The 23,702-nt window shown below is 71.8% G+C and carries 17 protein-coding genes and 1 pseudogene; 7 read left to right on the top strand and 11 right to left on the bottom strand.

The annotated features are described in order from the left end of the window. Positions 1–3 precede the first annotated feature (3 nt). Positions 4–1,731, top strand: coding sequence for a malto-oligosyltrehalose trehalohydrolase (gene treZ, locus ACSC1Q_RS16645; protein WP_436759599.1), 1,728 nt, complete (start codon positions 4–6; stop codon positions 1,729–1,731). Between the two features lie 186 nt (positions 1,732–1,917). Here treZ and ACSC1Q_RS16640 read toward each other — a convergent pair whose 3' ends face one another. The 3 genes and pseudogenes from ACSC1Q_RS16640 to ACSC1Q_RS16630 form a co-directional block, all read right to left on the bottom strand. Further along, positions 1,918–2,853: a YbgA family protein gene (locus tag ACSC1Q_RS16640; RefSeq protein ID WP_495573945.1), complete on the bottom strand. Its 936-nt coding sequence runs from the start codon at positions 2,851–2,853 to the stop codon at positions 1,918–1,920. A gap of 192 nt (positions 2,854–3,045) precedes the next feature. Further along, a pseudogene (locus ACSC1Q_RS16635) lies at positions 3,046–3,531 on the bottom strand (RNA polymerase sigma factor); the annotation flags it as partial. Between the two features lie 111 nt (positions 3,532–3,642). Then, the gene (locus ACSC1Q_RS16630) at positions 3,643–4,602 is read right to left on the bottom strand and encodes a MerR family transcriptional regulator (protein ID WP_436759598.1); all 960 of its coding nucleotides are present in this window, start codon (positions 4,600–4,602) and stop codon (positions 3,643–3,645) included. A 152-nt stretch (positions 4,603–4,754) separates the two neighbouring features. Between ACSC1Q_RS16630 and ACSC1Q_RS16625 the strand changes: the two genes are divergently transcribed. Together ACSC1Q_RS16625 and ACSC1Q_RS16620 are read left to right on the top strand one after the other, a co-directional pair. Beyond that, the gene (locus ACSC1Q_RS16625) at positions 4,755–6,101 is read left to right on the top strand and encodes a cryptochrome/photolyase family protein (protein ID WP_436759597.1); all 1,347 of its coding nucleotides are present in this window, start codon (positions 4,755–4,757) and stop codon (positions 6,099–6,101) included. Between the two features lie 92 nt (positions 6,102–6,193). Next, positions 6,194–7,141 carry a hypothetical protein gene (locus tag ACSC1Q_RS16620; RefSeq protein WP_436759596.1) on the top strand — a complete coding sequence of 316 codons (948 nt, stop codon included), beginning with the start codon at positions 6,194–6,196 and terminating at the stop codon, positions 7,139–7,141. 281 nt (positions 7,142–7,422) lie between these two features. Here the strand turns inward: ACSC1Q_RS16620 and ACSC1Q_RS16615 are convergent, their stop codons facing one another. The 6 genes from ACSC1Q_RS16615 to ACSC1Q_RS16590 all read right to left on the bottom strand — a co-directional run bounded on the left by ACSC1Q_RS16615 (position 7,423) and on the right by ACSC1Q_RS16590 (position 13,867). After that, positions 7,423–7,782, bottom strand: coding sequence for a hypothetical protein (locus ACSC1Q_RS16615; RefSeq protein ID WP_344746437.1), 360 nt, complete (start codon positions 7,780–7,782; stop codon positions 7,423–7,425). 37 nt (positions 7,783–7,819) lie between these two features. After that, positions 7,820–8,497 (bottom strand): uracil-DNA glycosylase, encoded by a 678-nt coding sequence (locus ACSC1Q_RS16610; RefSeq protein ID WP_436759595.1) that lies wholly within the window; start codon positions 8,495–8,497, stop codon positions 7,820–7,822. Between the two features lie 83 nt (positions 8,498–8,580). Then, the gene (locus ACSC1Q_RS16605) at positions 8,581–9,456 is read right to left on the bottom strand and encodes a carbohydrate ABC transporter permease (protein WP_436759594.1); all 876 of its coding nucleotides are present in this window, start codon (positions 9,454–9,456) and stop codon (positions 8,581–8,583) included. Beyond that, a complete protein-coding gene (locus tag ACSC1Q_RS16600) occupies positions 9,453–11,135 on the bottom strand; it encodes an ABC transporter permease (RefSeq protein WP_436759593.1) in 1,683 nt (560 codons plus the stop codon). The genes ACSC1Q_RS16605 and ACSC1Q_RS16600 overlap by 4 nt, the downstream gene beginning before the upstream one ends. A gap of 12 nt (positions 11,136–11,147) precedes the next feature. After that, positions 11,148–12,482: an ABC transporter substrate-binding protein gene (locus ACSC1Q_RS16595; protein WP_436759592.1), complete on the bottom strand. Its 1,335-nt coding sequence runs from the start codon at positions 12,480–12,482 to the stop codon at positions 11,148–11,150. A gap of 104 nt (positions 12,483–12,586) precedes the next feature. Further along, a complete protein-coding gene (locus ACSC1Q_RS16590; RefSeq protein WP_436759591.1) occupies positions 12,587–13,867 on the bottom strand; it encodes an ABC transporter substrate-binding protein in 1,281 nt (426 codons plus the stop codon). Positions 13,868–13,995: 128 nt separating this feature from the next. Between ACSC1Q_RS16590 and ACSC1Q_RS16585 the strand changes: the two genes are divergently transcribed. The 3 genes from ACSC1Q_RS16585 to ACSC1Q_RS16575 all read left to right on the top strand — a co-directional run bounded on the left by ACSC1Q_RS16585 (position 13,996) and on the right by ACSC1Q_RS16575 (position 17,691). Further along, positions 13,996–14,502, top strand: a complete 507-nt coding sequence (locus tag ACSC1Q_RS16585; protein WP_436759590.1) for a PadR family transcriptional regulator — start codon at positions 13,996–13,998, stop codon at positions 14,500–14,502. A gap of 17 nt (positions 14,503–14,519) precedes the next feature. Further along, complete coding sequence (locus tag ACSC1Q_RS16580; protein WP_436759589.1) at positions 14,520–15,269, top strand: ABC transporter ATP-binding protein; 750 nt, start codon at positions 14,520–14,522, stop codon at positions 15,267–15,269. 142 nt (positions 15,270–15,411) lie between these two features. Further along, entirely contained in the window at positions 15,412–17,691 is a 2,280-nt protein-coding gene (locus tag ACSC1Q_RS16575; protein ID WP_436759588.1) for an FtsX-like permease family protein, read from the top strand. 40 nt (positions 17,692–17,731) lie between these two features. Here the strand turns inward: ACSC1Q_RS16575 and treS are convergent, their stop codons facing one another. Together treS and ACSC1Q_RS16565 are read right to left on the bottom strand one after the other, a co-directional pair. Further along, a complete protein-coding gene (gene treS / locus ACSC1Q_RS16570; RefSeq protein WP_436759587.1) occupies positions 17,732–19,453 on the bottom strand; it encodes a maltose alpha-D-glucosyltransferase in 1,722 nt (573 codons plus the stop codon). A gap of 566 nt (positions 19,454–20,019) precedes the next feature. Beyond that, complete coding sequence (locus ACSC1Q_RS16565; RefSeq protein WP_436759586.1) at positions 20,020–21,678, bottom strand: asparagine synthetase B family protein; 1,659 nt, start codon at positions 21,676–21,678, stop codon at positions 20,020–20,022. A 71-nt stretch (positions 21,679–21,749) separates the two neighbouring features. On the opposite strand from ACSC1Q_RS16565, the gene ACSC1Q_RS16560 reads away from it, so the two are divergent. Continuing rightward, entirely contained in the window at positions 21,750–23,657 is a 1,908-nt protein-coding gene (locus tag ACSC1Q_RS16560) for a hypothetical protein (protein ID WP_436759585.1), read from the top strand. Positions 23,658–23,702: the final 45 nt, after the last annotated feature.

Raw genomic sequence — 23,702 nt, 5'->3', positions numbered from 1 at the left:
CCGATGTTCGAGGTATGGGCACCGCAGGCGACGGCGGTGGACGTGGAGATCGGCGAGGTCCGCTACCCGATGTCGTCCGCCGGGGGCGGCTGGTGGACGGCGGAGGTGTCCGGCGCCGGGCACGGCACCGACTACCGGTTCCGGCTGGACGGCGGCGAGGCGCTGCCCGACCCCAGGACCCGCTGGCAGCCCGAAGGCATCTTCGGGCCGAGCCGGGTCTACGACCACGGCCGCTTCGAGTGGGGCGACACCCTGTGGAGGGGCCGTGACCTGCCGGGCGCGGTCATCTACGAGTTGCACATCGGCACCTTCACCCCCGAGGGCACCTTCGACGCGGCGATCGGCAGGCTGGAGCACCTGGCGGAGCTCGGCGTCGACTTCGTGGAGGTCATGCCGGTGCCGCCGGTGCCCGGCGGGCGAAACTGGGGCTACGACGGCGTGGACCTGTGGGCCGTCACCGAGAACTACGGCGGCCCCGACGGGCTCAAGCGCTTCGTGGACGCCTGCCACCGGCGCGGGCTCGGCGTCATCCTCGACGTCGTCTACAACCACCTCGGACCGTCGGGAAACTTCCTCGCCCCCTTCGGCCCGTACTTCCACTCCAGCGCCGCCTCCTTCTGGGGGCAGGCCGTGAACCTCGACGGCCCCGGCTCCGACGAGGTGCGCGCCTACTTCGTCGGCAACGCGCTGCAGTGGCTGCGCGACTACCACATCGACGGCCTGCGGCTGGACGCCGTGCACGCCCTGCACGACGACCGGGCGACGCACCTGCTGGAGGAGATCGCCGTCGAGACGGAGGCGCTGTCGGCGGCCGTGGGCAGGCCGCTCACGCTCATCGCCGAGTCCGACCTCAACGACCCCCGGCTGATGACCCCGCGCGAGGCCGGCGGGTTCGGCCTCGCCGCGGCCTGGAACGACGACGTCCACCACGCCCTGCACGTGGCGGCGACGGGTGAGCGGCACGGCTACTACGACGACTTCTACGGCGCCCTGCCCAAGGTGCTGGCCCGCGCCTACTACCACGACGGGACCTACTCGTCCTTCAGGGGGCGCTCCCACGGCCGCCCGGCGGCCCACGTGCCCGGCTACCGCTTCGTCTGCTGCGCGCAGAACCACGACCAGATCGGCAACCGGGCCGAGGGCGACCGGATGGCGCCCGAGGCGCTCCGGCTGGCCGCCGGCCTCCTGCTGACCTCGCCGTTCACGCCCATGCTGTTCATGGGGGAGGAGTGGGGGACGCGGGCGCCGTTCCTGTTCTTCACCGACCACGTCGAGCCGCAGCTGCGCGAGGGAGAGGGCGACCGGCGGCGGCGGGAGTTCGTCGGCTTCGGCTACGACGACTGGGCGGACAAGGCCCCCGATCCCGGCGAGGAGATGACGTTCCTGCGCTCCAAGCTCGACTGGAGCGAGCTGGACGACGACGCCCACCGGGCCCACCTCGACTGGTACCGCGCCCTGATCGCGCTGCGCCGCGCCCACCCCGAGCTGACGGACCCGAGACTGGACCGGGTACGGGTCGACCACGGCGAGTCCTGGCTGGTCGTGCACCGGGGCGGGCTGAGGGTGGCGGCCAACTTCGGCCCGGTCGCGCTCACGGTCAAGCTGGGGACGGGCCGGTTCGCGCCCGGCCACATCCTGCTCGCCTCCGACCCGTCGGCGACGGCGGAGGGGGAGGACCTGTTCCTGCCCCCTCGCTCCCTCGCGGTGGTGAGGCTGGACCCGGCCCTCTGACGCGTCCCCCGGCGGTTGTGAGACCGGCTCCTGGGCTGTGGCGAGGCCGGGTCCGGCTCTCCGTTCGCCTCCGGGCGGCGGTGGCTCCCTGACCGGCTTCCGGGCGACGGCGGAGCCTGAACCGGCCTCCCGGCCCGCTTCCGGCGACGGTGGAGGCCGGGTCCGGCCTTCCGGCCGGGCGCGGGCTCAGGCGGGCACGTGGTTGCGCAGCCGGAGATCCTCGGGGTACGGCGAGAAGTAGGTCTGGTCCCGCACGTACTCGGCGGCCAGGCCCTGGGCGTGGTGGCGGATCAGGGTCGCCGGGACGCTCAGCGCCACCCGCCCGGCCTGGTAGGAGGCGATGACCTCCGCCAGGTCGGCCCGGCGCACCGGGTCGAGCGCGTCGCCCACCATGCCCACGCAGTGCTGCAGGACGTTGACGTGCCGGCCGATGCTCGCCTTGGCGGCGAACGCCGTGCCGAAGACGCGGGCGTAGTCGGCGGCCAGCTCCTCGCGGGGCCGCGTGCCCGCCTGGGCCACCACCCTCCCCGCCTCCCTGAAGGCCACGGGATTGTGGGCCAGCAGCTGCATCTTGTGCCGGGCGTGGAAGGACACCAGGTCACGAGGGCGCCAGTCGCTCTCCAGCAGCGCGCGGAGCCGGGCGCGGGCGAAGACCCGTTCCACGAAGGTCTCGCGGAGCAGGGCGTCGTTGAGCCGTCCCTCGTCCTCGACGGGCAGCAGCGGATGGGCGTCGAGGACCGCGGCGGCGAACACGCCCGTGCCCTTGCGGTCCACGGTCGCGTCCCCGGCGTGGACGGGGATGCCGTGCACCCCGCAGCTGGGGCTCCTGGACTTGAGGACGTAGCCGTCCACCTCGCGCAGGCCCGGGACCCGTTCCTCGGCGAGGGCGGTCATCCTGTCGGTGAGGTCCACCCGGCTCTTCCTGGAGATCAGCCGCGTGCCGTCCGGTGAGCGCTCCAGGCGGAGGGTCTCGCGCGGGCTGCCGAGGCCGATCTCCATCTCCGGGCAGATGTGCACCCACTCGACGTGCCTGTCGAGCTCTCCGTTGAGGAACCGGTCGCGGCTGTGCCCGCCGTCGAACCGGACCGGCTCACCCATCAGGCAGCTGGACACCGCGATTATCGGCCTGACGACCTGCCCGCCCTTCTCGTCGGTCCCACCGGCCCGGCCGGTTCCGCGTACCGTGCCCACCTTGCTCACCCTGCCCATCGCGCGCCTGCCGCCCGCGCCACTCGCGGCGGTCACTCCACTCCGGCGCGGCTCGGCGTCCCAGCCGCCCGTCGAGGCCGTGCCGAGGATGCCGGACAGGCGGCGAAGGCCGCGTGCCGTACGTGCCTTGATCGTGCCGAGCGGGACGCTCAGTTTCTCGGAGATCTCCCGCTGGGTCAGGTCGCCGTAGTAGGCGAGCTCGATCGCCTGGCGCTGCGGCTCGGGCAGCTTGGCCAGCGCCCGCTGCACCTGGTCGCGCTCCGCCAGGCCGTCGCCGTCGGTCCGGCCGTCGGCTCCCGCGGGATCCGCGATGACGTCCAGCGGCACCGTCTGCAGGGTGCGTATCCGCAGCTGGTCGACCGCGCGCTTGTGGGCGATGCCGAGCATCCAGGCGGGGAGGCTGCGCGCCGGGTCGAAGCGGTGCCGGGAACGCCAGACCTCCGCGAACACGATCTGCTGAAGATCCTCGATGTCCTGCGGGCGAACGAACCGTCGCAGGTAGGAACGGATGAGAGGCCCGTGGACCTGGAAGCACTCGACCAGCGCCGCCTCGTCGCCCGCGGCGAACCGGGTGTTCAGGGGGTCTGTCATGATGCCTCCTCTTACCGAGAAAAGCTACTCAAAACTTATTCATACTCGCTCGGCGTACGTGATCGCAAGCGAGCGGCACGGAGGTGTCGGCGCGGGTGGGGGCCGGGAGGATCAGGGCAGGGCGGCGGCGACGATGCGGGTAAGCGCTTCCTGGAACGACGCGACGCGCTGCACGGACGAGGGCAGGCCGTCCCGCCAGCCCACGCCACCGGCGACGACCAGGCTCGGCGGGCGGAGCACGGGCAGCGACGCGAGCGGGGCGGGGTCCCCGGTCTCGGGCAGCTGGGACCAGACGAAGACCACCGAGGGACCCAGCCGCCGCATCGCGTCCGCCAGGGCCGGGTAGGGGGTCCTGGCGCCCAGTACCCGCGTCTCCACCTGATGTCCGGCCGTCAGCGCGGCGGCGAGCGCGTAGATCGGCAGGCTGTGGAGGTCGTTCTCGGCGCAGGCGAGCAGCACCGGACGCGAACCGACCGGCCGGACGGGGCGCCCGGTGAGCCCGATCAGCGCGGCCATCAGCCGGTCGGAGAACAGGTGCTCGACCTCGACGCTCGCCCCGTTCTCCGACTGGCGCCTGCAGATCGTCTCGAAGACCGGGATCACCAGGCGCTCCCAGGTCCACGGCACGCCGTGCCTGGCCAGCGCCGCGTCGATCCAGTCGTGCACGGCCACGCTGTCCAGCGTCATCGCCGCCCGCGCCAGCATCGCCACCGTCGGCACGCCCGCCGTCCGGTCGGCCGTGAGGGACGGGATGACCCCCTTCGAGGCCGGCCGGCCGGGCTCCCGGTCCCACTCCCCCTCCTGCTCTTTCTCTTGGTCCACCGGAGGGACGACCTCGATCCGCAGGACCCTCCGCGCCGCGTCGGCGGCCGGGATCCCGCTCCTGATGAGCCGGTTCATCTCCTCCAGGCGCCACAGGTCGCGGGCGTCGTAACGGCGGTGGCCCCCCGGGCTCCGGCGGCTCGGGCCCACGCCGTAGCGTAGGTTCCAGGTCCGCAGCGTGGGGGCGGGCACCCCGAGGCGCCGTGCGACGGCCCCGATGCCGTACGCGGGCTCCTCATCGGCTACCACTCGACGCTGCTCGTCCATCTCATCCCATTTCGAGCCCGCTAGATGCGGTACCAGCGTGACAGGCAACAGGAGCGATTGCTCCCTGAACGTTCCTTCGAGTTCCAGGTGCCCGTGGACGCAACCGACGGAGCGTTACCGGCCGAAGGAAAGACGTGACCGATACCGTGATCGTTTTGTTCAGCCGCGATCTCCGGGTGCACGACCACCCGGCGCTCGCCGCGGCGTGCGAGCGCGCACGTCATGTCATACCGCTCTTCGTCGCGGACCCTTCCATACCCTCGGGAAACCGCGGCGGATTTCTCACCGAATGCCTCGCCGACCTGCGAGAATCGCTCCGCGAACGGGGTGGTGAGCTGGTCGTGCGCCACGGTGACGTGGTCGCCGAGACGATGCGCCTGGCGGAGGAGACAGGAGCCCAGGCCGTCTACGCCAGTCTGGACATCAGCAACCTCGCGCGACGCAGGCAGCGGCGCCTGGCCGAGGAGTGCGAGCGTCTCAGGATGGAGTTCCTCGTGTTCCCCGGCCTGACGATCGTGCCCCCGGACGCCCTGAGACCGACGGGCGGAGGTGACCACTACCGGGTTTTCACGCCCTACCTGCGTGCCTGGGCCCGGCAGCCGCGCAGGGAGGTGCTCAAGGCCCCCGGCGTGGTGCACGTCCTCGACGGCCTTCACGCGGGGAGGCTTCCCGAGCCGGGGCGCGAGCCGTACGAGCTGTTCAGGGGCGGTGAGACGGTCGGGCGCCGGAGGATGGAGCAGTGGCTGAGGCACTGCGTGGACGACTACGCCGAGGGCCACGACGACATGGCGGGCAACCGCACCGCCAGGCTCAGCCCCTACCTGCGCTTCGGGTGTGTCTCACCGCTGGAGCTGGAGGCGCTCGCCAGGGACGTGGGGGGCGCCGGGGACGCGAGGGAGGTGGGGGAGATAGCGGAGGAGGGCGAGGGCCGCAGGGGGGCCGACGAGTTCGTCAGGCAGCTGTGCTGGCGCGACTTCTTCTACCAGGTGACGCGGGCCTTCCCGCGCATCAACCGGGACGACTACCGGCCGCGCGGGCACGAGTGGCGCGACGACGGCCACGCGGCGCAGGCGTGGAAGGAGGGCATGACCGGGGTCCCCATCGTGGACGCCGGGATGCGGCAGCTGCTCACCGAGGGCTGGATGCACAACCGGGCGCGCCTGATCGTGGGCTCGTTCCTCGTCCGGCGGCTGGGCGTCGACTGGCGCGTCGGCGCCGACCACTTCTTCGACCTGCTGCTCGACGGCGACATCGCCAACAACTACGGCAACTGGCAGTGGGTCGCGGGGACCGGCAACGACACCCGCCCCAACCGGCCCTTCAACCACATCCGGCAGGCCAAGCGGTACGACCCGGACGGCGAGTACGTCCGCCGCCACGTCCCCGAGCTCGCCGAGGTGCCCACGCGGAGGATCCACGAGCCCTGGAGGCTCCCCGCGGGCGTCCCGGGCTATCCGGCGCCCCTGGTGCCGATGGACTGAGCCCGGCCGCCCGGCCGGAGGGGAAGACGCGAGCGGTGCCGCGGGGACACGGGAGTCCGGAACGAATCGTCGCCCTCGCGCGTCGCACAGGTGTGACCCCCTATGACAACGACGCCGACGCCCTGCTCGCCGCCCGGGAACGGGTGCGACGCCTCGAACAACTGACCAGACGGCGCGAGGCGGTGGCCGTGCAGCTCGACGAGGTCGGGACGCTCCTCGGCGACCTTGAGGAGCAGCTCGCCAAGGAGGAGCGGGACGTCTCCAAGCTGGAGGGCGGCGGCTTCGCGGCCTTCCTGTCCGGGCTCACCGGGTCCAGGGAGGAGCGGCTCGCCAGGGAGCGCGCCGAGGCGCTGGCCGTACGGCAGCGCCTGGACGGCCAGCGCAACCGCCTCGAATGGCTGAACGCGGACCGGGCGGCCGTCGACGAGGGGCTCGCCGGGCTGGGGACGGCGCGGGAGGAGTACGACGCGCTGCTGGAGCGCGAGGAGCGCAGGCTGGTCGCGTCCGGCGACCCCAGGGGCCGCGAGCTGGCCGAGATCGGCCACCGCCTCGCCGACACGCGCGCCGACCTCGTGGAGCACCAGGAGGCCCACCGGGCCGGGGTCGACGCGCTGCACGGGGTCGGCGAGGTCCTGCGCTGCCTCGGCAGCGCCCGTGGCGCCTCCACGTGGGACATGCTGGCCGGGGGCGGCGGCTTCGCGGACATGATGGAGCACGGCCACCTGCGCAACGCGGACGAGGCCGCCTGGCGCGCCCAGCGGCTGCTGGACGCCTTCTCCAGGGAGCTCGTCGACATCGGCGTGACCGTCACCCCGAAGCTCCCCAAGGTGGACACCCGCTGGTTCGCCGACATGTTCTTCGACAACATCATCACCGACGCGATCAAGCACCACCGGATCACCGACACCGGCGCGGCCGTCGGGGACGTCGCCGAGTGGGTGAGGCGTACGGTCAACGGCCTGGACCTTCGCCTCGAAGAGCTGACCAGGCAGCGGGACGCCCTGGCGGTCCGCCGCGAGGAGGTCATCGTCGCGGGCTGAGGTCATCGTCACCGGCTGAGGCGCGGGCCTTCCCGGCGGGACCCGGAGAACGAAGGCCCGGCACCGAGGACCCCGACATCGAGGGCCCCGACATCGAGGGCCCTGACATCGAAGGGCCTGACGCGAAAAGCCCTGACACCGAAGGGCCCGACGCGGGAAGTCCCGGAAAATGAAAGCCCCGGCGGTGGTGGGCCCTCCCGGCGGGGCGCCTGGCCGGGAAAGCCCACCACCGCCGGGGTGGCGGTGGTCGTGCTCAGTGCCGTGGTGTCAGTGCCGCGGTCTCAGTGCTTGTGGTCGTGCCCCGCGTGGTCATGGCCCGCGTGGTCGTCGTCCTCATCCTCGTCCGAGGGGCCGTCGGAGGGCTCGACGCCCAGCACGGCCTCGCGGGGCTCGATCTGGTCGATGTGCTCGATCAGCCCAAGGACGTGGTCCGGCTCGATCAGCCACTGCAGCGCGCTGGCGCCGGTGTCGTCGGCCGAGACGAGCTCGGCCTGCTCCTTACGCTCGTCGTCGTCCAGATCGGCGTCAGGGTGGTTGATCTCCTTCAGCGCCGCGGTCTGCAGGGCGGCGAGGTCCTGCACCTCCACGGTCAGCTCAACGGTCAGACGCAGATAGCGTTCGGTGCCCGATACATCACTCATGGTGGAAATCCTAGTGCCTGGGTGGGGTTGGGACTGCCTAGGGGAGCTTCCACTCCACCGGGGCCGCGCCCTGCTGCTCCAGAAGCTCGTTCGTCCTGCCGAAGGGGCGGGAGCCGAAGAAGCCGCTGCGGGCCGACAGGGGGCTGGGGTGGGCCGACTCGATGGCCGGGACGGAACCGAGCATCGGACGCAGGTTGCGGGCGTCGCGGCCCCACAGGATCGCCACCATCGGCTTGTCGCGGGCGACGAGGGCCTTGATGGCCTGCTCGGTGACCTCCTCCCAGCCCTTGCCGCGGTGCGAGGCGGGCTTGCCCGGCATCACGGTGAGCACCCTGTTGAGCAGGAGCACGCCCTGCTCGGTCCAGGGGGTGAGGTCGCCGTTGCTCGGCATCGGCAGCCCGAGGTCCTCGGTGAGCTCCTTGTAGATGTTGCGCAGGCTTCCCGGGATCGGGCGCACGTCCGCGGCCACGGAGAAGCTCAGGCCGATCGGGTGACCCGGCGTGGGGTACGGGTCCTGGCCCACGATCAGCACTTTTACCTGGTCGAAGGGCTGCTGGAAGGCACGGAGCACGTTGGCGCCCGAGGGGAGGTACTGCCGGCCTTCCGCCACCTCCTTCCGGAGGAACTCGCCCATCTCGGCGACCTTCTCGGCGACGGGTTCGAGGGCCTTGGCCCACCCGGCTTCCACGACTTCGTTCAAGGGGCGTGCGGCCATGTGCAGGACCCTATCGAGGTTTTAGGCCCGGTACGGCGCGTGCCGGAAAACAGCGCGCGTCGCACCGGGCCTGCCCCTGTTACTCACTTCACCGAGCCAGCCATCATCCCCTGGACGAAATACCGCTGGAAGGCGAAAAAGAGGATCAACGGGATAATCAGCGACAGGAAAGCACCTGGCGCAAGAATGTCCACGTTGGTCCCGAACTGCCGCATCTGGGACTGCAGGGCCTTGGTCATCGGCTGGTTCTCGGTGTTGGCGAAGACCAGCGAGACGAGCAGGTCGTTCCAGACCCAGAGGAACTGGAAGATCCCGAGTGAGGCGACCGCCGGTTTGGCCAGCGGGAACACCACGGTGGAGAAGATCTTCCATTCCCCCGCGCCGTCCATCCGCGCCGCCTCCAGCAGCGAGCGTGAGATGCCCGCGAAGAAGTTACGGAGCAGGAAGATGGCGAAGGGAAGGCCGAAGGCGACGTGGAAGAGCACCACGCTCGCGATGGAGCCGAAGATCCCGGCGGAGCCGTACAGCTTCGCGATCGGGATGAGCGCGATCTGGGTCGGCACCACCAGCAGGCCGACCACCACCAGGAACAGCGCGTCCCTGCCGGGAAACTCCATCCAGGCGAACGCGTACGCCGCCATCGCGGCGATGCCGATCACCAGGACGGTCGAGGGCACCGTGATGAACACGGTGTTCCAGAACGACGCGGTGAACCCGGTGGCCAGCAGGTCGGAGTAGTTCTTGAAGGTCAGCTCGGCCGGCTTGGTGAGGATCGTCCACCAGCCGGTGGAGTTGTTGGCCGTCTCGTCGCGGATCGAGACGACGAACAGGCCCAGGGTGGGAACCAGCCAGAACAGGCCGATCACCACCAGTACCGCCTGGACCAGGCCGCCGCCCAGCCGGTCCACGATCCTGCCGAGGGTGCTGCGGGGCGGGGCGCCAAGGGTGGAGGTCGTCACTGGTTGTCCCTCCTGAACCGGCGGATGTTGATGATCATGAAGGGCAGGACGAGGACCAGCAGGAAGATGGCGAGCGCGCTGCCCAGCCCCTGGTTGCTCCCTCCGCCGAACGAGACCCGCCACATCTCCAGCGCGATCACGTTGGCCTGCGGCTGCACCGATCCGGGCGCGATGACGAAGACCAGGTCGAAGACCTTCAGGGTGTTGATGATCATCGTGACGAACACGACGAGCAGCACCGGGGAGAGCAGCGGAACGGTGATCTTGCGGAACACCTGCCACTCGGTGGCCCCGTCGATGCGGGCCGCCTCCAGCGCGTCGCGCGGGATGGCCGCGAGCCCGGCCGCGATCAGCACCATGGCGAACCCGGCCCACACCCAGATGAACGCGCCGATGATCGCCGGGGTGATCAGTGCCGGGCCCAGCCAGGGGATCCCGGCGAAGGCCGCGTCGAAGTTCGACTGCGGCAGCCGTACCTGGTAGTCGCCCGGGGCGAGCCCGGTGAAGCGGAAGGTGCCGTCGGCCCCGCTGGTGGCGGTGGCCTTCACGGCGCCGTTCTGCACCGCCTCGACCGTCATCCCGGCCAGGGCCTTCTCGGTGCCGTCCACCTGGTTGGCCGCGCCGCCGCCGCCCTGGGTGAAGTCGAACCAGACCGTCCCGGCCAGCTCGCCGGGGCCCGGCTGGGCAGCCTTCGCGGGCGAGGCCGAGGCGAGGGTGGCGGGCTTCACGCCCACGAGCGGCAGGAGCACCGCCTGCCCCGGCTGCGCGGGCCGCTTGGCCACCACCCCGCCGCCCTGCCCGGGGGCGACCGGCGACTGGTCGTTCTCCCTGGGACGGGCGTCCGGATAGCCCTGGTCCGAGCCGAAGAGGCCGGTCACCGAGGTGATCACGGCGTTGGCCACGCCCCGGTCGGGGGCCTGCTCGTAGACCAGGCGGAAGATGACGCCGGAGGCCATCAGCGAGACGGCCATCGGCATGAACACGACCAGCTTGAACGCGGTCGCCCAGCGGATCCGCTCGGTCAGCACCGCGAAGACGAGGCCGATCACGGTGACCAGGGCGGGGGCCACCGCGACCCAGATCAGGTTGTTCCTGATCGTGGTCAGGGTGGAGGAGTCGCTGAAGATCGTCGCGTAGTTGTCCGCCCCGACGAAGGTGCCGCCGCCGGCGTCGTAGAGGCTCCGGAAGATGGAGTAGATGATCGGGTAGATCACCATCACGCCGAGCACGAGCGCGCCCGGCAGCAGGAACCACAGCGCCAGCGTCGGAGGCGGCCCCAGCCGGGAGGCCCCGGCGGGTATCGCCGCCGGAGCCGGAGCCGCCGGTGCCGATGCCGGTGCCGCCGCCCCGGCCGTCGCGAGCTCCGGCTCGGCGACCGGCTCGGCGACCGGCGCGGCCGGGTCGTCCGACCTGACGTCGGCCAGGGCCGGGTGGCCCTCCCCCTCGCCCTCGCCGGATGCCGCTCCGGAGGGCTCCGAGGACGCCGGAGGCTCCTCGCCGGTCGAGGCGGGGGTCGAGGAGGCCCCGGTGCCGGTCGTACGGGGCTCGGGGGCGGTTTCCGGGGTGTGGGCGGGGCCGGCGTCCTCCGCCGGCCGCTGGGTGTCGTCCGGTCCGGAGGAGGGGTCGCGGGCGGCGTCGCCGCCACGCGAACCCCGCGGGCCGTCTAACCGATCGGTCACGGCCGCTCTCCCTTACTTCCAGGCCTTCTTGGCGGCGTCTTCGAGCTTGGCCTGGGTGCCCTTGACGTCCGAGGGGTCGCGGACGAAGTCCTGCAGGAACTTCCACTCGGCCTTGCCGTCGGTGCCGCCGAAGGCGCTGGGCGCGAGGTCGGACATGTCGTAGCGGACGGCGTCACCGGCGGCGATGATCGTCTCGGCGAGCTTCTTGGTCAGCTCGTCCGGGTAGTTGTCGGGCGAGACGTTGCGGTTGGGAGAGAGGTAGCCGGGGAGCTTCGCCCAGACCTCGCCGCCCTCCTTGGAGGCGAGGAACTCCAGCAGCGCCATCGCGCCCTTGGAGTCCTTCAGCGCCACCGCGATGTCGCCGCCCAGCACGACCGGCTCGGTCTCACCGGCCTTCGGGAACGGGAAGTACTTGGCCTCCTCGCCGAGCTTCGCGCCCGACTGCTCGGCCGTGACGCCCACGAAGTCCGCCTCGATGACCATCGCCGACTTGTCCTGGCCGTAGACCTGGGTCACGCAGGTCGGGAAGTCGGTCTGCAGGGCTCCCGCGGAGCCGCCGAGCAGGAACTCCTTCTTGCCGACGAGCTGCGCGATCTTCTCCAGCGCGGTGGTCACGCTGGGGTCGGTCCACGGGATCTCGTGCTTGGAGAGCTTGGTGTAGTTCTCCGGGCCCGCGGTGGACAGGTAGACGTTCTCGAACAGGTCGGTCAGGGTCCAGCCGGAGGCGCCGCACAGGGAGAACGGCGGGGTGCCGGAGTCGGCGACCGTCTGGGCGGTCTTGATCAGGTCGTCCCAGGTGGCCGGGGGCGTCGCGCCCGCGTCCTGGAAGGCCTGGTCGCGGTACCAGATGAGCGACTTGTGGGCCGCCTTCACCAGCACGCCGTAGGACTGGCCGTCGGCGGAGCCGAGTTCCTTCCAGTACGGGGTGTAGTTCTCGTCGATCTGCTTCTGGACCTCGGCGGTGAGCGGCTTGAGCGCCTTCTGGTCCGCGTACTGCTGGACCAGGCCGGGCTGGGGCAGGATCGCGACGTCCGGCGGGTTGCCGCCCTCGATGCGCGGGCCGAGGTAGGCGCCGGTGTCCTCGCCGGTGGAGGCGTAGGTGACCTTGGCGCCGGTCTTCGCCTGGAACGCCTTGAGCACCGCCTCGAAGTTGGCCTGCTCGGCGCCGGTCCACTTGGCGGCGACCTCGACGGTCACCCCTTCGAGGGTCTTGGCGGCGGCGGCCGGGGCGGACGAGGACGCGTCGCCGCTCCCGGCAGGTGCCGGGGTGGTCGTGTCGCCGCCGCCGCACGCGGCGAGTGCCAGAGCGAGTCCCGCCGTCGTCACCGCGGCAATGGTTCTGCGCATGCTGAACAGACCTCCTGAGACGTTGAGGCTTGAAATAGGGGGATATGGGACGAACAAGCAGCCGAAATGGGGATGACGGCTTCTGCCGGGGAAGCACCCCGGCGTCATTGAGCCCGGATGATCTCTTCGAGTTGGCCCTTCATGGAGGAGACGACGTCCTCGCTGTCGTGTTCCGTGAAGGGCGGTGTGAGGGCGTTGGAGACCGCGCTGGCGATCACCAGGCTCACCTGGTCGTAGTTGGCGCTGGCGGGCCTGGGCCGGGCGGAGAGGATGCTCTGCTTCAGGACCGGCAGGTAGGGGAAACGCTTGATCAGGCCGGGGTCGTCGTACAGCTCGGCCCACACGGGCGGGAACGAGCCGTCGGCGAGCACCCGGCGCTGGTTCTCCAGGCTGGTGAAGTAGCGGATGAACTCGGTGGCCGACTTCTGCCGCTTGGAGAAGGCGCTCACCGCGAGGTTGTAGCCGCCGAGCGAGCCCGTTCCCGGCCCGTTCGCCCCGGGAAGCCGGGTGACCCCGAACTTGTCCGCGACCGCCGAGGTGGTGGCCGGTCCGTAGGTGTGCGGCCAGTTGCGGGCGAAGGCGAGCCTGCCCTCCTCGAAGGCGAGCTGCGCCTCGTCCTCCTTGAAGGAGAGCGACTCGGGCGGGATCCACCCCTCACGGAAGCCGCCCACCAGGAAGTCCAGGCCCGCCTTCGCCTTGGCCACGTCCATGGTCACCTTGGTGCCGTCCGGGCTGAGGATCTGCCCGCCCGCCGACTGCACGGCCTCGGCGAAGTTGACGGTGAGGCCCTCGTAGGCCAGGAACTGCCCCGCGTAGCCGCCGATGCCGTACTTCTCGTGCAGGGCGCGCGCCTGTTCGCGCAGCTCCCCCCACGTCCTCGGCGGCCTGAAGCCCTGCTTGGCCAGCAGGTCCTTGCGGTAGAAGAGCAGGCCGGCGTTGCTGGTGTACGGGACCGCCCAGAGCTTGCCCCGGTAGACGGCCGTGTCGACGACCGGCGGCAGGAACCGGTCGAGCGGGAACATCGCCCGCTCCAGCGGCAGGATCCAGCCCGCGTCGGCGAACTCCGCCGTCCAGATCACGTCCAGCCCGAGCACGTCGTAGCGGTCGCTCCTGGCCTGGAGGTTGGCGACCATCTGGGCGCGCTGCTCGTCGGCCGCCTCGGGGAGTTCGAGCAGGGTGGCCCGCTCCCCGGGGTGGGTCTGGTTCCAGCGGTCGAGCAGCGACTGCAGGTAGGCGGTCGCGGGACGGCCGATCACGAGGGTGATGGGACCCGTCCCGCCGAACCGTTCGGTCTCCCGCGCGTCGGCCGCCGAACACGCCGTCACGAGGAGCAGGGGAAGCGCGGAGAGCACAGTGAGCGCGACGGGGATGAGTCGGCGCACCATGACCTCCCGGTTTCCAGTTGGTTACATACGTGTTAGGTAGATGCATGCATGTTATGCATAGCGATAACATCACCGTCAACGGATAACCCCGTAACGCTCACGTAACGAGCTCTCCGAGGAGGTGGGGCGTGCGGCTGACGCTGCTGGCGCTCCTCGCGAAGGAACCTGCCCACGGCTATGAGCTCAAACAGGCACTTGAACAGATCTTCGGCAGCGCCTACCCTTCTCCGAACATCGGGCAGATCTACGTCACGCTCGGCCGTCTGGAGAAGGACGGCCTGGTGCGCGCCGTGGACGTCGAGCAGTCCAACCGGCCGAACAAGAAGGTCTACTACCTGACGGCCGCCGGCCGCGAGATCCTCGACACGTGGGTGGACGAGCCCAGCGAGGGGCCCAGGGTCCGGGACGAGTTCTTCATGAAGCTCGTGCTGGCCCCGATGACCGGCATCGCCGACAGGATGGCGATGATCAACCGCCAGCGCCGTCACTACCTCGGACTCATGCGTGACCTCAACGAGCTCGCCGAGCGGACCGACCCGGAGAACCGCGTCGCGCTCCTGCTGGTCGAGGGGGCCATGCTGCACCTCCAGGCCGACCTCGACTGGCTCGAACGCTGCCAGGAGGACCTGAGTTGACCTCTCCCGTGATTCCCGTGGGCGAAAAGGTCCCCGTGGTCGAGACCGTCAACCTCGTCAAGATCTACCAGGACGGCGGGGTGCCGGTGCCCGCGGTCCGGGGGGTCGACCTGCGGGTGAGCCCGGGGGAGTTCGTGGCGATCATGGGCCCGTCCGGCTCCGGGAAGTCCACCCTGGTCCACATGATCGGCGGCCTTGAGGCCAGGACCAGCGGCGAGATCTGGCTCGACGGGCAGCGGGCCGACACGCTCGGCGAGAGCGCCTGGGCGCTGCTGCGCCGCCGGAGGATCGGCTTCGTCTTCCAGTTCTTCAACCTCGTCGCCAACATGACGGTGGCCGACAACGTCGAGCTGCCCGCGCTGCTGGCCGGGGCCTCCGCGCGCGAGGCCAGGCGCCGCCGCGAACACCTCCTCGGCGAGCTCGGCCTCACCGCCCGCGCCGACGCCGCCCCCTCCCAGCTCGCCGGGGGCGAGCAGCAGCGGGTCGCGCTGGCCCGCGCGCTGGCCAACGAGCCGAGCCTGCTGCTCGCGGACGAGCCCACCGGCAACCTCGACAGCCGCAACACCCGCGACGTGCTGCGCCTGCTCGGCGAGGTCCACCGCGAGGGGCAGGCCGTCATCCTGGTCACCCACGACGCCAGGGTGGCGAGCCTGGCCGACCGGGTGGTCTCCCTCCTCGACGGCCAGATCGTCGACGACGGCGGCGCCGGGCTGGTCCGCCGCCGCCCCAAGGGCAGCGCGGGCGACGTCGTCGAGCTGAGAGGCTGACGGTGCGCCTCCGGCCTTCCCCGCTTTCCCTGCCTTCCGGGCCCGCGACCGCACGGGCTCCGCGGGCGGCGCGGGCTTCGCGGGCCGTACGGTCCCCGGTCCCGTGTTCCCCGGTCCCGTGTGCCGTGCGGGAGGCGTCGTCGTGAGCACCGTACGCGCCTCCGTCAGGTGGATCCGGGCCGACCTCAGGGCCCGCAGGGCGCAGGCGCTGCTGACGGTGCTGGCCGTGGCCGGGATCGTCACCGCGCTGATCACCTCCGCGACCCTGCTTGAGGACGGCACCAACCCCTGGCGCGGGCTGTTCGCCGAGTCCAGGGGCGCGCACGTGTGGATACACACCAAGGACGCCCCCGACCCGGCCGCGCTGTCGAGACTCCCGGGCGTGGTCCAGGTCGCCGGCCCCTACCGGTCGGCCCCGGTCACCCTAACGCTCGACGGGAAGAAGTCGCCGGTGGCGCTGCGGGAGATGTCCGCGACGCCGCCGAAGGTCGCCGTCCCCCTGATCCGCGAGGGGCGCGCGCTCCGCGCCGGGGACACCGACGGCGTGGTCGTCGAGCGCTCCTTCGCCAGGGCGCTCTCCCTCAAGGTGGGCGGCCTCTTCCCGGTGACCGCGCTCAACGGCGCCACCCACCCGCTCGTCGTGGTCGGCCTGGCCGACAGCGCCGACCAGGGCTTCTACCCCGAGTGGACGCCCGGCCTGGCCTGGACGCTCGCCCCCGTACTGGCCAGGGTCGAGCCCGCGCTGGGCCGCAGCGAGTCGGTCACCGGGCTGCGCCTCGCCGACGGCGAGGCCACGCTGCCCGCCGTCCACGGCGCCGTCACCCTCCTGGAGGGGCAGATCCAGCGGATGTCCACCTGGCGCGAGGTCCGCGCCTCGATGGAGCTGGACAACCGGCTGCTCGGCCTGCTGCTCGCGCTGTTCGGGATCACCGGGCTGGTCGCCGCCGCGCTCGCCATCGCCAACGCGGTGGGCGGCCGGGTGCTGAGCCAGACGCGCGACATCGCCACCCTCAAGTCCCTCGGCTACACCCGGGGCCAGGTCTTCGGCGTGCTCATGGCCGAGCACGGCGCGCTCGGGCTGCTCGGCATCCTCATCGGGCTGGTCTGCGGGCAGGCCGCCGCCTCGTTCGTCCTGGACGGGGTGCCGATCCTGCCGCTCTCCCCGGTCCCGCTGCTCGCCATCGCCGCCGGCACCGCCGCCGTGGTCCTGGTGGCGGTGGCCCTGCCCGCCTGGCGGGGCGGGCGCACCCCGCCCATCCCCGCCGCCCCCGCCGCGCCGCCCAGGGGGCACCTGTCGCGTCTGGCGCGCCTGGCGCTGCTCGTACGGCTGCCCCCGGCCCTGGTCCTCGGCACCCGTGACGCCTTCACCCGGCGGGTCCCGGCGTTCCTGAGCATCTTCGGCGTCGCGGTCCCGATGATGATGATCACCATCGGGCTCGGCTGCTGGGCCACCCTGGACGACTTCCTGCGCCACCCCGAACGGGTCGGCCAGGCGGCGGCGCTCACCGTGCGCCCGGACAAGCTCCCGGCCGACGACGCCCTGCGGATCGCGAGGGCCGACCCGGGGGTGCTCGCCGTCTACCCCGGCACCGAGGTGCCCGCGCTGGAGCCCGAGCAGACCAGGAGCGTGCTGGCCCGCGCCGCCGGGACCTCCGCCGAGCCGTACCCCTTCTCGGTCGTCGAGGGGCGGATGTACGCCGCCAGGGGTGAGGCCGTCGCCGGGCAGGGGCTGCTCGACCTGCTGGACGTGAAGATCGGCGACCGGGTCCGGCTCACCGTCGGCGGCACCCCGCTGATCGTGCACCTCGTGGGCCGGGTGGTGGAGCCCGACCAGGACGGCGAGGTGCTCTCCTTCGGGATCGACAGCCTCGCGGCCAAGGACGCGGTGCCGCCGCAGTTCTACAGCCTGGTGCTCAGGCCGGACGCCGATCCGGCGGAGGTGCGGGCGCGGCTGCTGATCACCTCGGGCGAGGCCCTGGAGGTGCAGCGGGTGGTCAACCCGGCCGAACGGCTCGCGATCATCCGCGTGGTGATCGTGGCGCTGATCGTCGTGCTCGCCCTGCTCGGCCTGGCCAACCTCCTGACGGCGAGCGCCCTGGGCCTGCGCGACCACGCCTTCGACCTCGCGGTGCTCAAGGCCATGGGCCTCACGCCCCGGCAGGTGGCCGCCACGCTGGTCACCGGGACCGGCCTGCTGATCGTGCTGGGCGTGGTCGCGGGCGCCGTGGCCGGGGCCTCGCTGGTCGGCGGTCTGGTCGACCTGCAGGGGCACACCAGCGGCGTCGGGGCGGGCATCGGCCGCGCGCCCTCGGCCCTCACGCTCGCCGTCGCGATGCTCGTCGCGGTCGGGACCGCCCTGCTGGTGACGCTGATCCCGGCCGGTCGCGCGGCCCGCGCCCAGGTCCCGGTCACCGCGCGATAGCCCGGGACGGTCACCGTCCCGGGCTGTCGCGCGAAGGGGTTCAGACGCCGATGCCGGGGGTGTCGGAGTTCTTGAGCGAGAACCAGTAGAAGCCGTGACCGGGCAGGGTGAGCAGGTACGGCAGGGTGCCCACCGGGGGGAACCGCACCCCGCCCCTGGCCTCGACCGGGGTCATGCCCGCGAAGCGGCGCAGGTCGAGCTCGACCGGCTGCGGATACTTCGACAGGTTGTTGACGCACAGCATCAGGTCGTCGCCGTCCTCGCGGACGAAGCTGAGCACCGCCTGGTTGCTGGACCACAGCTCGTTGTAGACGCCGGTGCCGAAGACCTGGTGGTCGCGGCGGATCGCCAGCATGTTCCTGGTGAAGTGGAGCAGCGACGCGGGGTTCTTCTGCTGCGCCTCCACGTTGACCGCCTGGTAGCCGTGGATCGGGTCCATGACGACGGGCAGGTACAGGCGCCCGGGGTCGGCCTTGGAGAAGCCCGCGTTGCGGTCGGGGCTCCACTGCATCGGGGTGCGGACCGCGTCGCGGTCCTCCAGCCAGATGTTGTCGCCCATGCCGATCTCGTCGCCGTAGTACATGACCGGGGAGCCGGGCAGCGACAGCAGCAGCGCGGTGAACAGCTCGATCTGGTCGCGGTCGTTCTCCAGCAGCGGGGCGAGCCGGCGCCGGATGCCGAGGTAGGCCCGCATGCGCGGGTCCTTGGCGTACTCGGCGTGCATGTAGTCGCGCTCCTCCTCGGTCACCGTCTCAAGCGTGAGCTCGTCGTGGTTCCGCAGGAAGATGCCCCACTGGCCGCTCTCGGGGAGCTTCGGCGTCCGCGACATGATCTCGGAGATCGGCTCGCGGCTGCCCTGCCGGACCCCCATGAAGATGCGCGGCATGAGCGGGAAGTGGAAGGCCATGTGGCACTCGTCGCCGCCGACCGAGGGGTCGCCGAAGTACTCGACCACGTCCTCGGGCCAGCCGTTGGCCTCGGCGAGCAGCACCCGGTCCGGGTAGAGGCGGTCGACCTCGGCGCGGACCTTCCTCAGGTACGCGTGGGTCTCCGGCAGGCCGGAGCAGTCGGTGCCCTCGCGCTCGAAGAGGTACGGCACCGCGTCGAGCCTGAAGCCGTCGATGCCCAGGTCCAGCCAGAACCGCAGGACCTCCAGCATGGCCTCCTGGACCGCCGGGTTCTCGTAGTTCAGGTCGGGCTGGTGGTGGAAGAAGCGGTGCCAGTAGTACTGCTTGCGGACCGGGTCGTAGGTCCAGTTGGACTCCTCGGCGCCGACGAAGATGATCGGCGCGTCGGGATACCCGGCCGGGTCGTCGGACCAGACGTAGAAGTCGCCGTACGGCCCCTCGGGGTCGTGCCGGGACGCCTGGAACCAGGGGTGCTTGTCGCTGGTGTGGTTCATCACCAGGTCGGTGATGATGCGCAGGCCTCGCCTGTGCGCCGACTCGATCAGCTCCACGAAGTCTCCGAGGTCGCCGAAGTCCGGCAGGATCTTCATGTAGTCGGAGATGTCGTATCCGCCGTCACGCAGGGGAGACTCGTACAGCGGGAGCAGCCACAGGCAGTCGACGCCGAGCCACTCGACGTAGTCCAGCTTCTCGATGAGGCCGCGCAGGTCGCCGGTGCCGTCGCCGTTGGAGTCCTTGAACCCGCGGACCAGGACCTCGTAGAAGACGGCGCGCTTGTACCACTGGGGGTCCGCGGAGACGAAGTCCTCGGCCACGGAGTCCTGGGAGGGGGAGGGCAGGGGGGATGGATTCATCGTGTTCTCGCTCACGGTGATGAAGGGCAGGACGAAGTCACCGGATGCTCCGGCTGATGATGTTTGGTGACCGCGCCGACGGGAGCCGTCATCCCCACGAGCTCCGTGCTCTCGGCCGGGCCGAATTTGTGATTCGGGACCGTCCGTTGTGGCGCTTTCTGGGCCGAACACTACCAGCCACCCGCCGCGGTGGAAGCCCCCTTGATGTGCTACGCCGCCGCCGTCACACGGAATCGCCACGCGCATCGCGCCGTGACCGCGTAATCGCCCCGTCACTCACGGTTTTCCTGCGTGAAACACGACACGCCCCGGGGGAGCGGTCTCGCGGTGTGTCCGCAGATCAGGCCCGTACGCGCGCCGCCGGGAGAGGGCGCGGATCCGTCCGCGACCGAGGGATTCCAGGCTCGGTCCGCGGAGGCGTCGCGAGGCCCCTCCGGACCACGTCATAGGGGTCCGGCGGGTGGGTCACAGGGGGTGGGCCGGGCCCGGAAGGGGGTGGGCCGAGGCCCGCGGCGGGGTGGGTTCCAGGCCCGGGGCGGGGCGGTCCGGGCCCCGGGAGGGGTGGGTCAGGCCCAGGGAGGGGTGAGCTCGGGGAGGCTGTCCCGGTAGTCGCCGAGCCAGGCGCCGAACAGCACCAGGCCGCGCACCCAGAAGCGGTCGTTCCAGCCGTTGAACCGCGCCAGCGCGTCGGGCCCCTCGGCGACCACGACGTGCAGCTGCTCCGACAGCAGCGAGGGCACGGTGTCGGCGACCCGGGTGAGCATCCGGTGCCCGTACTCCCTCGCGGGCGCGGCGGCCGAGCGCAGCGGGATCCGCTGGAGCGGCTGCTTGACCACGTTGGTGGAGGGCAGCGCGGCCACGCGCGGGTCGGCCGCGTACAGGATCTCGCGGTAGAAGCGCCCCTGGTCCTTGCGGTGCACGCCGACCGAGAGCGCCGCGTCGAAGAAGGCGGGGTGGATGAACGGCGCCGCGAACGAGACCTCGGGGCCGACCAGGTTGACCGGGGAGCGGGCGATGCCCCGCGCGGTCCTGGTGTGCAGGACCGACAGCGGCAGCTCCGCCCGGTGGCCGTTGAGCATGGTCGTCGACTGGGTGAAGGCGTGCCCGACGCTGTCGGTGATCCAGGCCTCGGCCTCCTCCGACAGGAACGGCACGGACGGGGAGCCCAGCGTGAGCGAGCCGAGCAGCGCGGCCTTGCGCTCGGCCTGCGTGGAGGCGTCCAGCGCGGCCCCGCTGACCATGAAGTTCTTCAGCAGCGGCCCGCCGGCGAGCCCGTCGACCAGGGTCCGTCCCGCCCTGTGCACCTCGCGGGCGAACGGGGTGTACCAGGCGTGGTGCGGGGTGAGGAACTCCAGCCGCCGCGCCGCGGCCAGCGCGTCGTCGGGGTAGGCGGCGGCGTCCTGGGGGATCACCCGGTGCCGCACGCCCAGCTCGCGGGTGATCGCCCTGGCGAAGACGATGTCGGTGTCGGTGCCGTCGTCGGGGCTGGTCGTCCACGACTCCACGTCGGCCCCGCGCGCCACCGCCACCGAGCACAGCAGCCGCGAGTCGTAGCCGCCGCTGACCGGCACCAGCAGCGGGCGCCCGTCGAACTCCTTGTAGACCTCGTGCAGGATCTCCAGGAGCTCCCCGGCGGTCCTGCCCGCCTCGTAGGGCTCCTCCCGCAGCCACCGGGGCAGCGTCCGCTCGACGCCGACCCGCCCCGCAGCCCGGTCGAAGACCAGCGCGCTCGCCCCCGACAGCCGTTTCACCTGCGTGTACGGGGTGTCGTCACGCAGCGGGAAGGTCAGCTGGATGATCGAGGCCCAGGCGTCCCAGTTGATCTCGTACGGCGTGCGCGCCAGGGAGAGCAGCGGCTCAAGCAGCGAGGAGAAGTAGACCGCCCCGCCGAGGGAGAGGTGGTAGACGTCGACGAGGCCGAGACCCCCGGCGTGCAGCGTGATCCGCGCGCCGTCGTCGATCAGGCCGGGCGTCTCGTAGGTCTCCGCCACGGTGATCCACGGGGCCGCCCCGCCGGGCGTGCGCTCTCCCCAGGCGAAGGCCCAGGTGCGCTCGTCCCGCTGGTAGGGCGGCAGCGGGGAGGAGCTGAACAGGGCCGCGTCCCCGGCCTGGACGGCGGGTCTGACCCGCGGCCCGGCCCCGCGCAGCGTCTCCAGGACGGCCTCGTCGAGGTGCCCGATGCCGCCGCAGACGTACGGCCTCACATTGAACGTCGGCCACTGCACCGTGCTGACTCCTCTGTGTCGCGATTGACCAAAGGGTATCCTTTCGCCCGGCTCACGAAACGGAGGACGGCGTGGCGGGCGAGCAACTCGAAAGCACACGACAGGCGTTGCGGGAGGCGGTGGCGCACGCGGAGAGGGCTTCCGAGCTGGCCCGCCTGCTTGAGGCGGCACAGGCCAAGATCGCCGACGCGGAGCGTGCGGCCGAGGAACTGCGCGGGGTGAAGGAGCTCCTCAGCGAGACCGAGGAGCGGCTGGAGGCCGCGAACGCGGCCGAGGAGAAGCTCCGCAAGGACCTCGCGGAGCAGCGCTACCAGGCCGAGGTGGCCAGGTGGAAGCTCTCCTCGGTGCAGGTGGCCCGCTGGTCGCGGCTAGGTGACGCGATCAAGACGGGCAAGAGCAACCCGGTGCGGCTCGCACGCGGCCTGCGCGGCGCGGCCAAGCCGGCCAAGCGCCCGACCGCGCCCAAGCGTCAGCCGGTGCCGCGCAAGGCGGGCGAGAAGGCACCCGCCCCCGGGGCGTCCTTCCAGGCCACCAGCTCCGTCAGGACCGTCGGCGGCAGGTCGGTGAAGCTCAAGCCGTACCGCGTGCCGACCGGCCCGAACACCCGCCCGCACCTGACCGCGGCCGTGATCGCCGCGCCGCACGGCGAGGCGCTGCTGCGCTACGAGTGGCGCCAGACCACCGGCTTCACGCCGAGGGACTTCGCCCGCGTGCTGGCCGCGGAGGTCCCGCACCTGCTGCTGGTCGAGTCGGTGACCGAGGGGCCGTGGGCGGAGGAGCTGCGCGGTCCAGGCCAGGGACTGCGCGCCCTGCTGGCCTGGTGCGCGGAGCGGGGCATCCGCACCGTCTTCTGGCACACCGGGGGCACCCCCGGCGAGTTCGTCGCCGCGGCCAGGCTGTTCGAGCACGTCGTGACCGCGCTGCCCAGGTCCGTGGGACCGTGGGGCACCGCGCTCGCGGCCCAGGAGCCCGAGCAGGGACGCCGGGCGCCCTCGCTGGGGATCCTGCCCTTCGCCGTCCAGCCGCGCGTGCACAACCCGCTGCCGCTGGCCGGGGACCGGTTCGGGCGGGTGCTCTCGCTGGAGGAGCTGCTTCCCGGGCACCTGTCGTACCCCGACGTCCTCACCTCCTACCGCTGGCCCGTCGCGGTCGACTGCCCGCCGGGCACGGAGCTCTGGCGGATGGCCGAGCTGGCCGCCTGCGGCACCCCCATCGGCACCGAGCCCGACGCGCGCCGCGCCCACCTGGCGCTCCGCCAGGCGTACGCCTCGGGCACGATGACCAACAAGGTCGACGACCTGCTGGACGCGATCGGCCTGCCCAGCGGCAGGGCCACCCTGAACATCTCGGTGATCATGATCGACCGGGGCGACCTCGACCACGCGCTGGCCCAGGTCGCGCCGCAGAAGGGCGTCGTCCAGCTGGTGCTGCTGTCGGACGCCCCCGACGCCGTCGGGCGGGCCCGCGAGGCGATGCCCGACGGGGTGGACGTCGCGGTGCGCCGCTCCGACACCGAGCTGACCACGGGCGGCCTGCTCAACCGCGCCCTCGACCTGTGCCAGGGCGACCTGGTCGCGGTCATGGACGCCCGCGACCAGTACGGCGAGCACTATCTGACCGACCTCAGCCGGGCCTTCCTGTTCGCCAACGCCGACATCGTGGGCAAGGCGGCCTACTACGCCCACCTGCGCGACGTCGCGGCGACCGTGCTGCGCCAGCCCTCGGCGGAGTACTCCTACCTGCCCGACGTGGCGGGGGCGACCCTGCTGGCCCGCCGCGCGGTCCTGCGGGGCATCGGCTTCGCCGACGTCTCGGACAACTGGGCCGACGTGCTGATGCGCCAGTGCCGCGCGGACGGGATCAAGGTCTTCTCCGCCGACCGCTTCGGGTACGTCTGCCTCCGCGACCGCGACCGCTGGCTGCTCGGCTCGGCCCAGCTCGTCGACTACGGCCCGGCCGACCCGCACGCCCTGGTCTGAGCGCCCTGGTCTGAGCGTCGGCCGTCCGGGGGTCGTTAGGCTGCC

The sequence above is a fragment of the Streptosporangium heterodermiicola genome, assembly GCF_051390675.1.
GTDB lineage: Bacteria > Actinomycetota > Actinomycetes > Streptosporangiales > Streptosporangiaceae > Streptosporangium.
The sequence above is the reverse complement of the archived record's forward strand: the minus strand, read 5'-3'. Positions and strand labels throughout refer to the sequence as shown.

What these genes read in the sequence shown, in the direction of transcription:
- treS (WP_436759587.1), bottom strand. Translation starts at nt 19,453, where the DNA reads ATGAATCCATCCCCCCTGCCCTCCCCCTCCCAGGACTCCGTGGCCGAG.
- ACSC1Q_RS16590 (WP_436759591.1), bottom strand. Translation starts at nt 13,867, where the DNA reads ATGGTGCGCCGACTCATCCCCGTCGCGCTCACTGTGCTCTCCGCGCTT.
- ACSC1Q_RS16615 (WP_344746437.1), bottom strand. Translation starts at nt 7,782, where the DNA reads ATGAGTGATGTATCGGGCACCGAACGCTATCTGCGTCTGACCGTTGAG.
- ACSC1Q_RS16610 (WP_436759595.1), bottom strand. Translation starts at nt 8,497, where the DNA reads ATGGCCGCACGCCCCTTGAACGAAGTCGTGGAAGCCGGGTGGGCCAAG.
- treZ (WP_436759599.1), top strand. Translation starts at nt 4, where the DNA reads ATGTTCGAGGTATGGGCACCGCAGGCGACGGCGGTGGACGTGGAGATC.
- ACSC1Q_RS16595 (WP_436759592.1), bottom strand. Translation starts at nt 12,482, where the DNA reads ATGCGCAGAACCATTGCCGCGGTGACGACGGCGGGACTCGCTCTGGCA.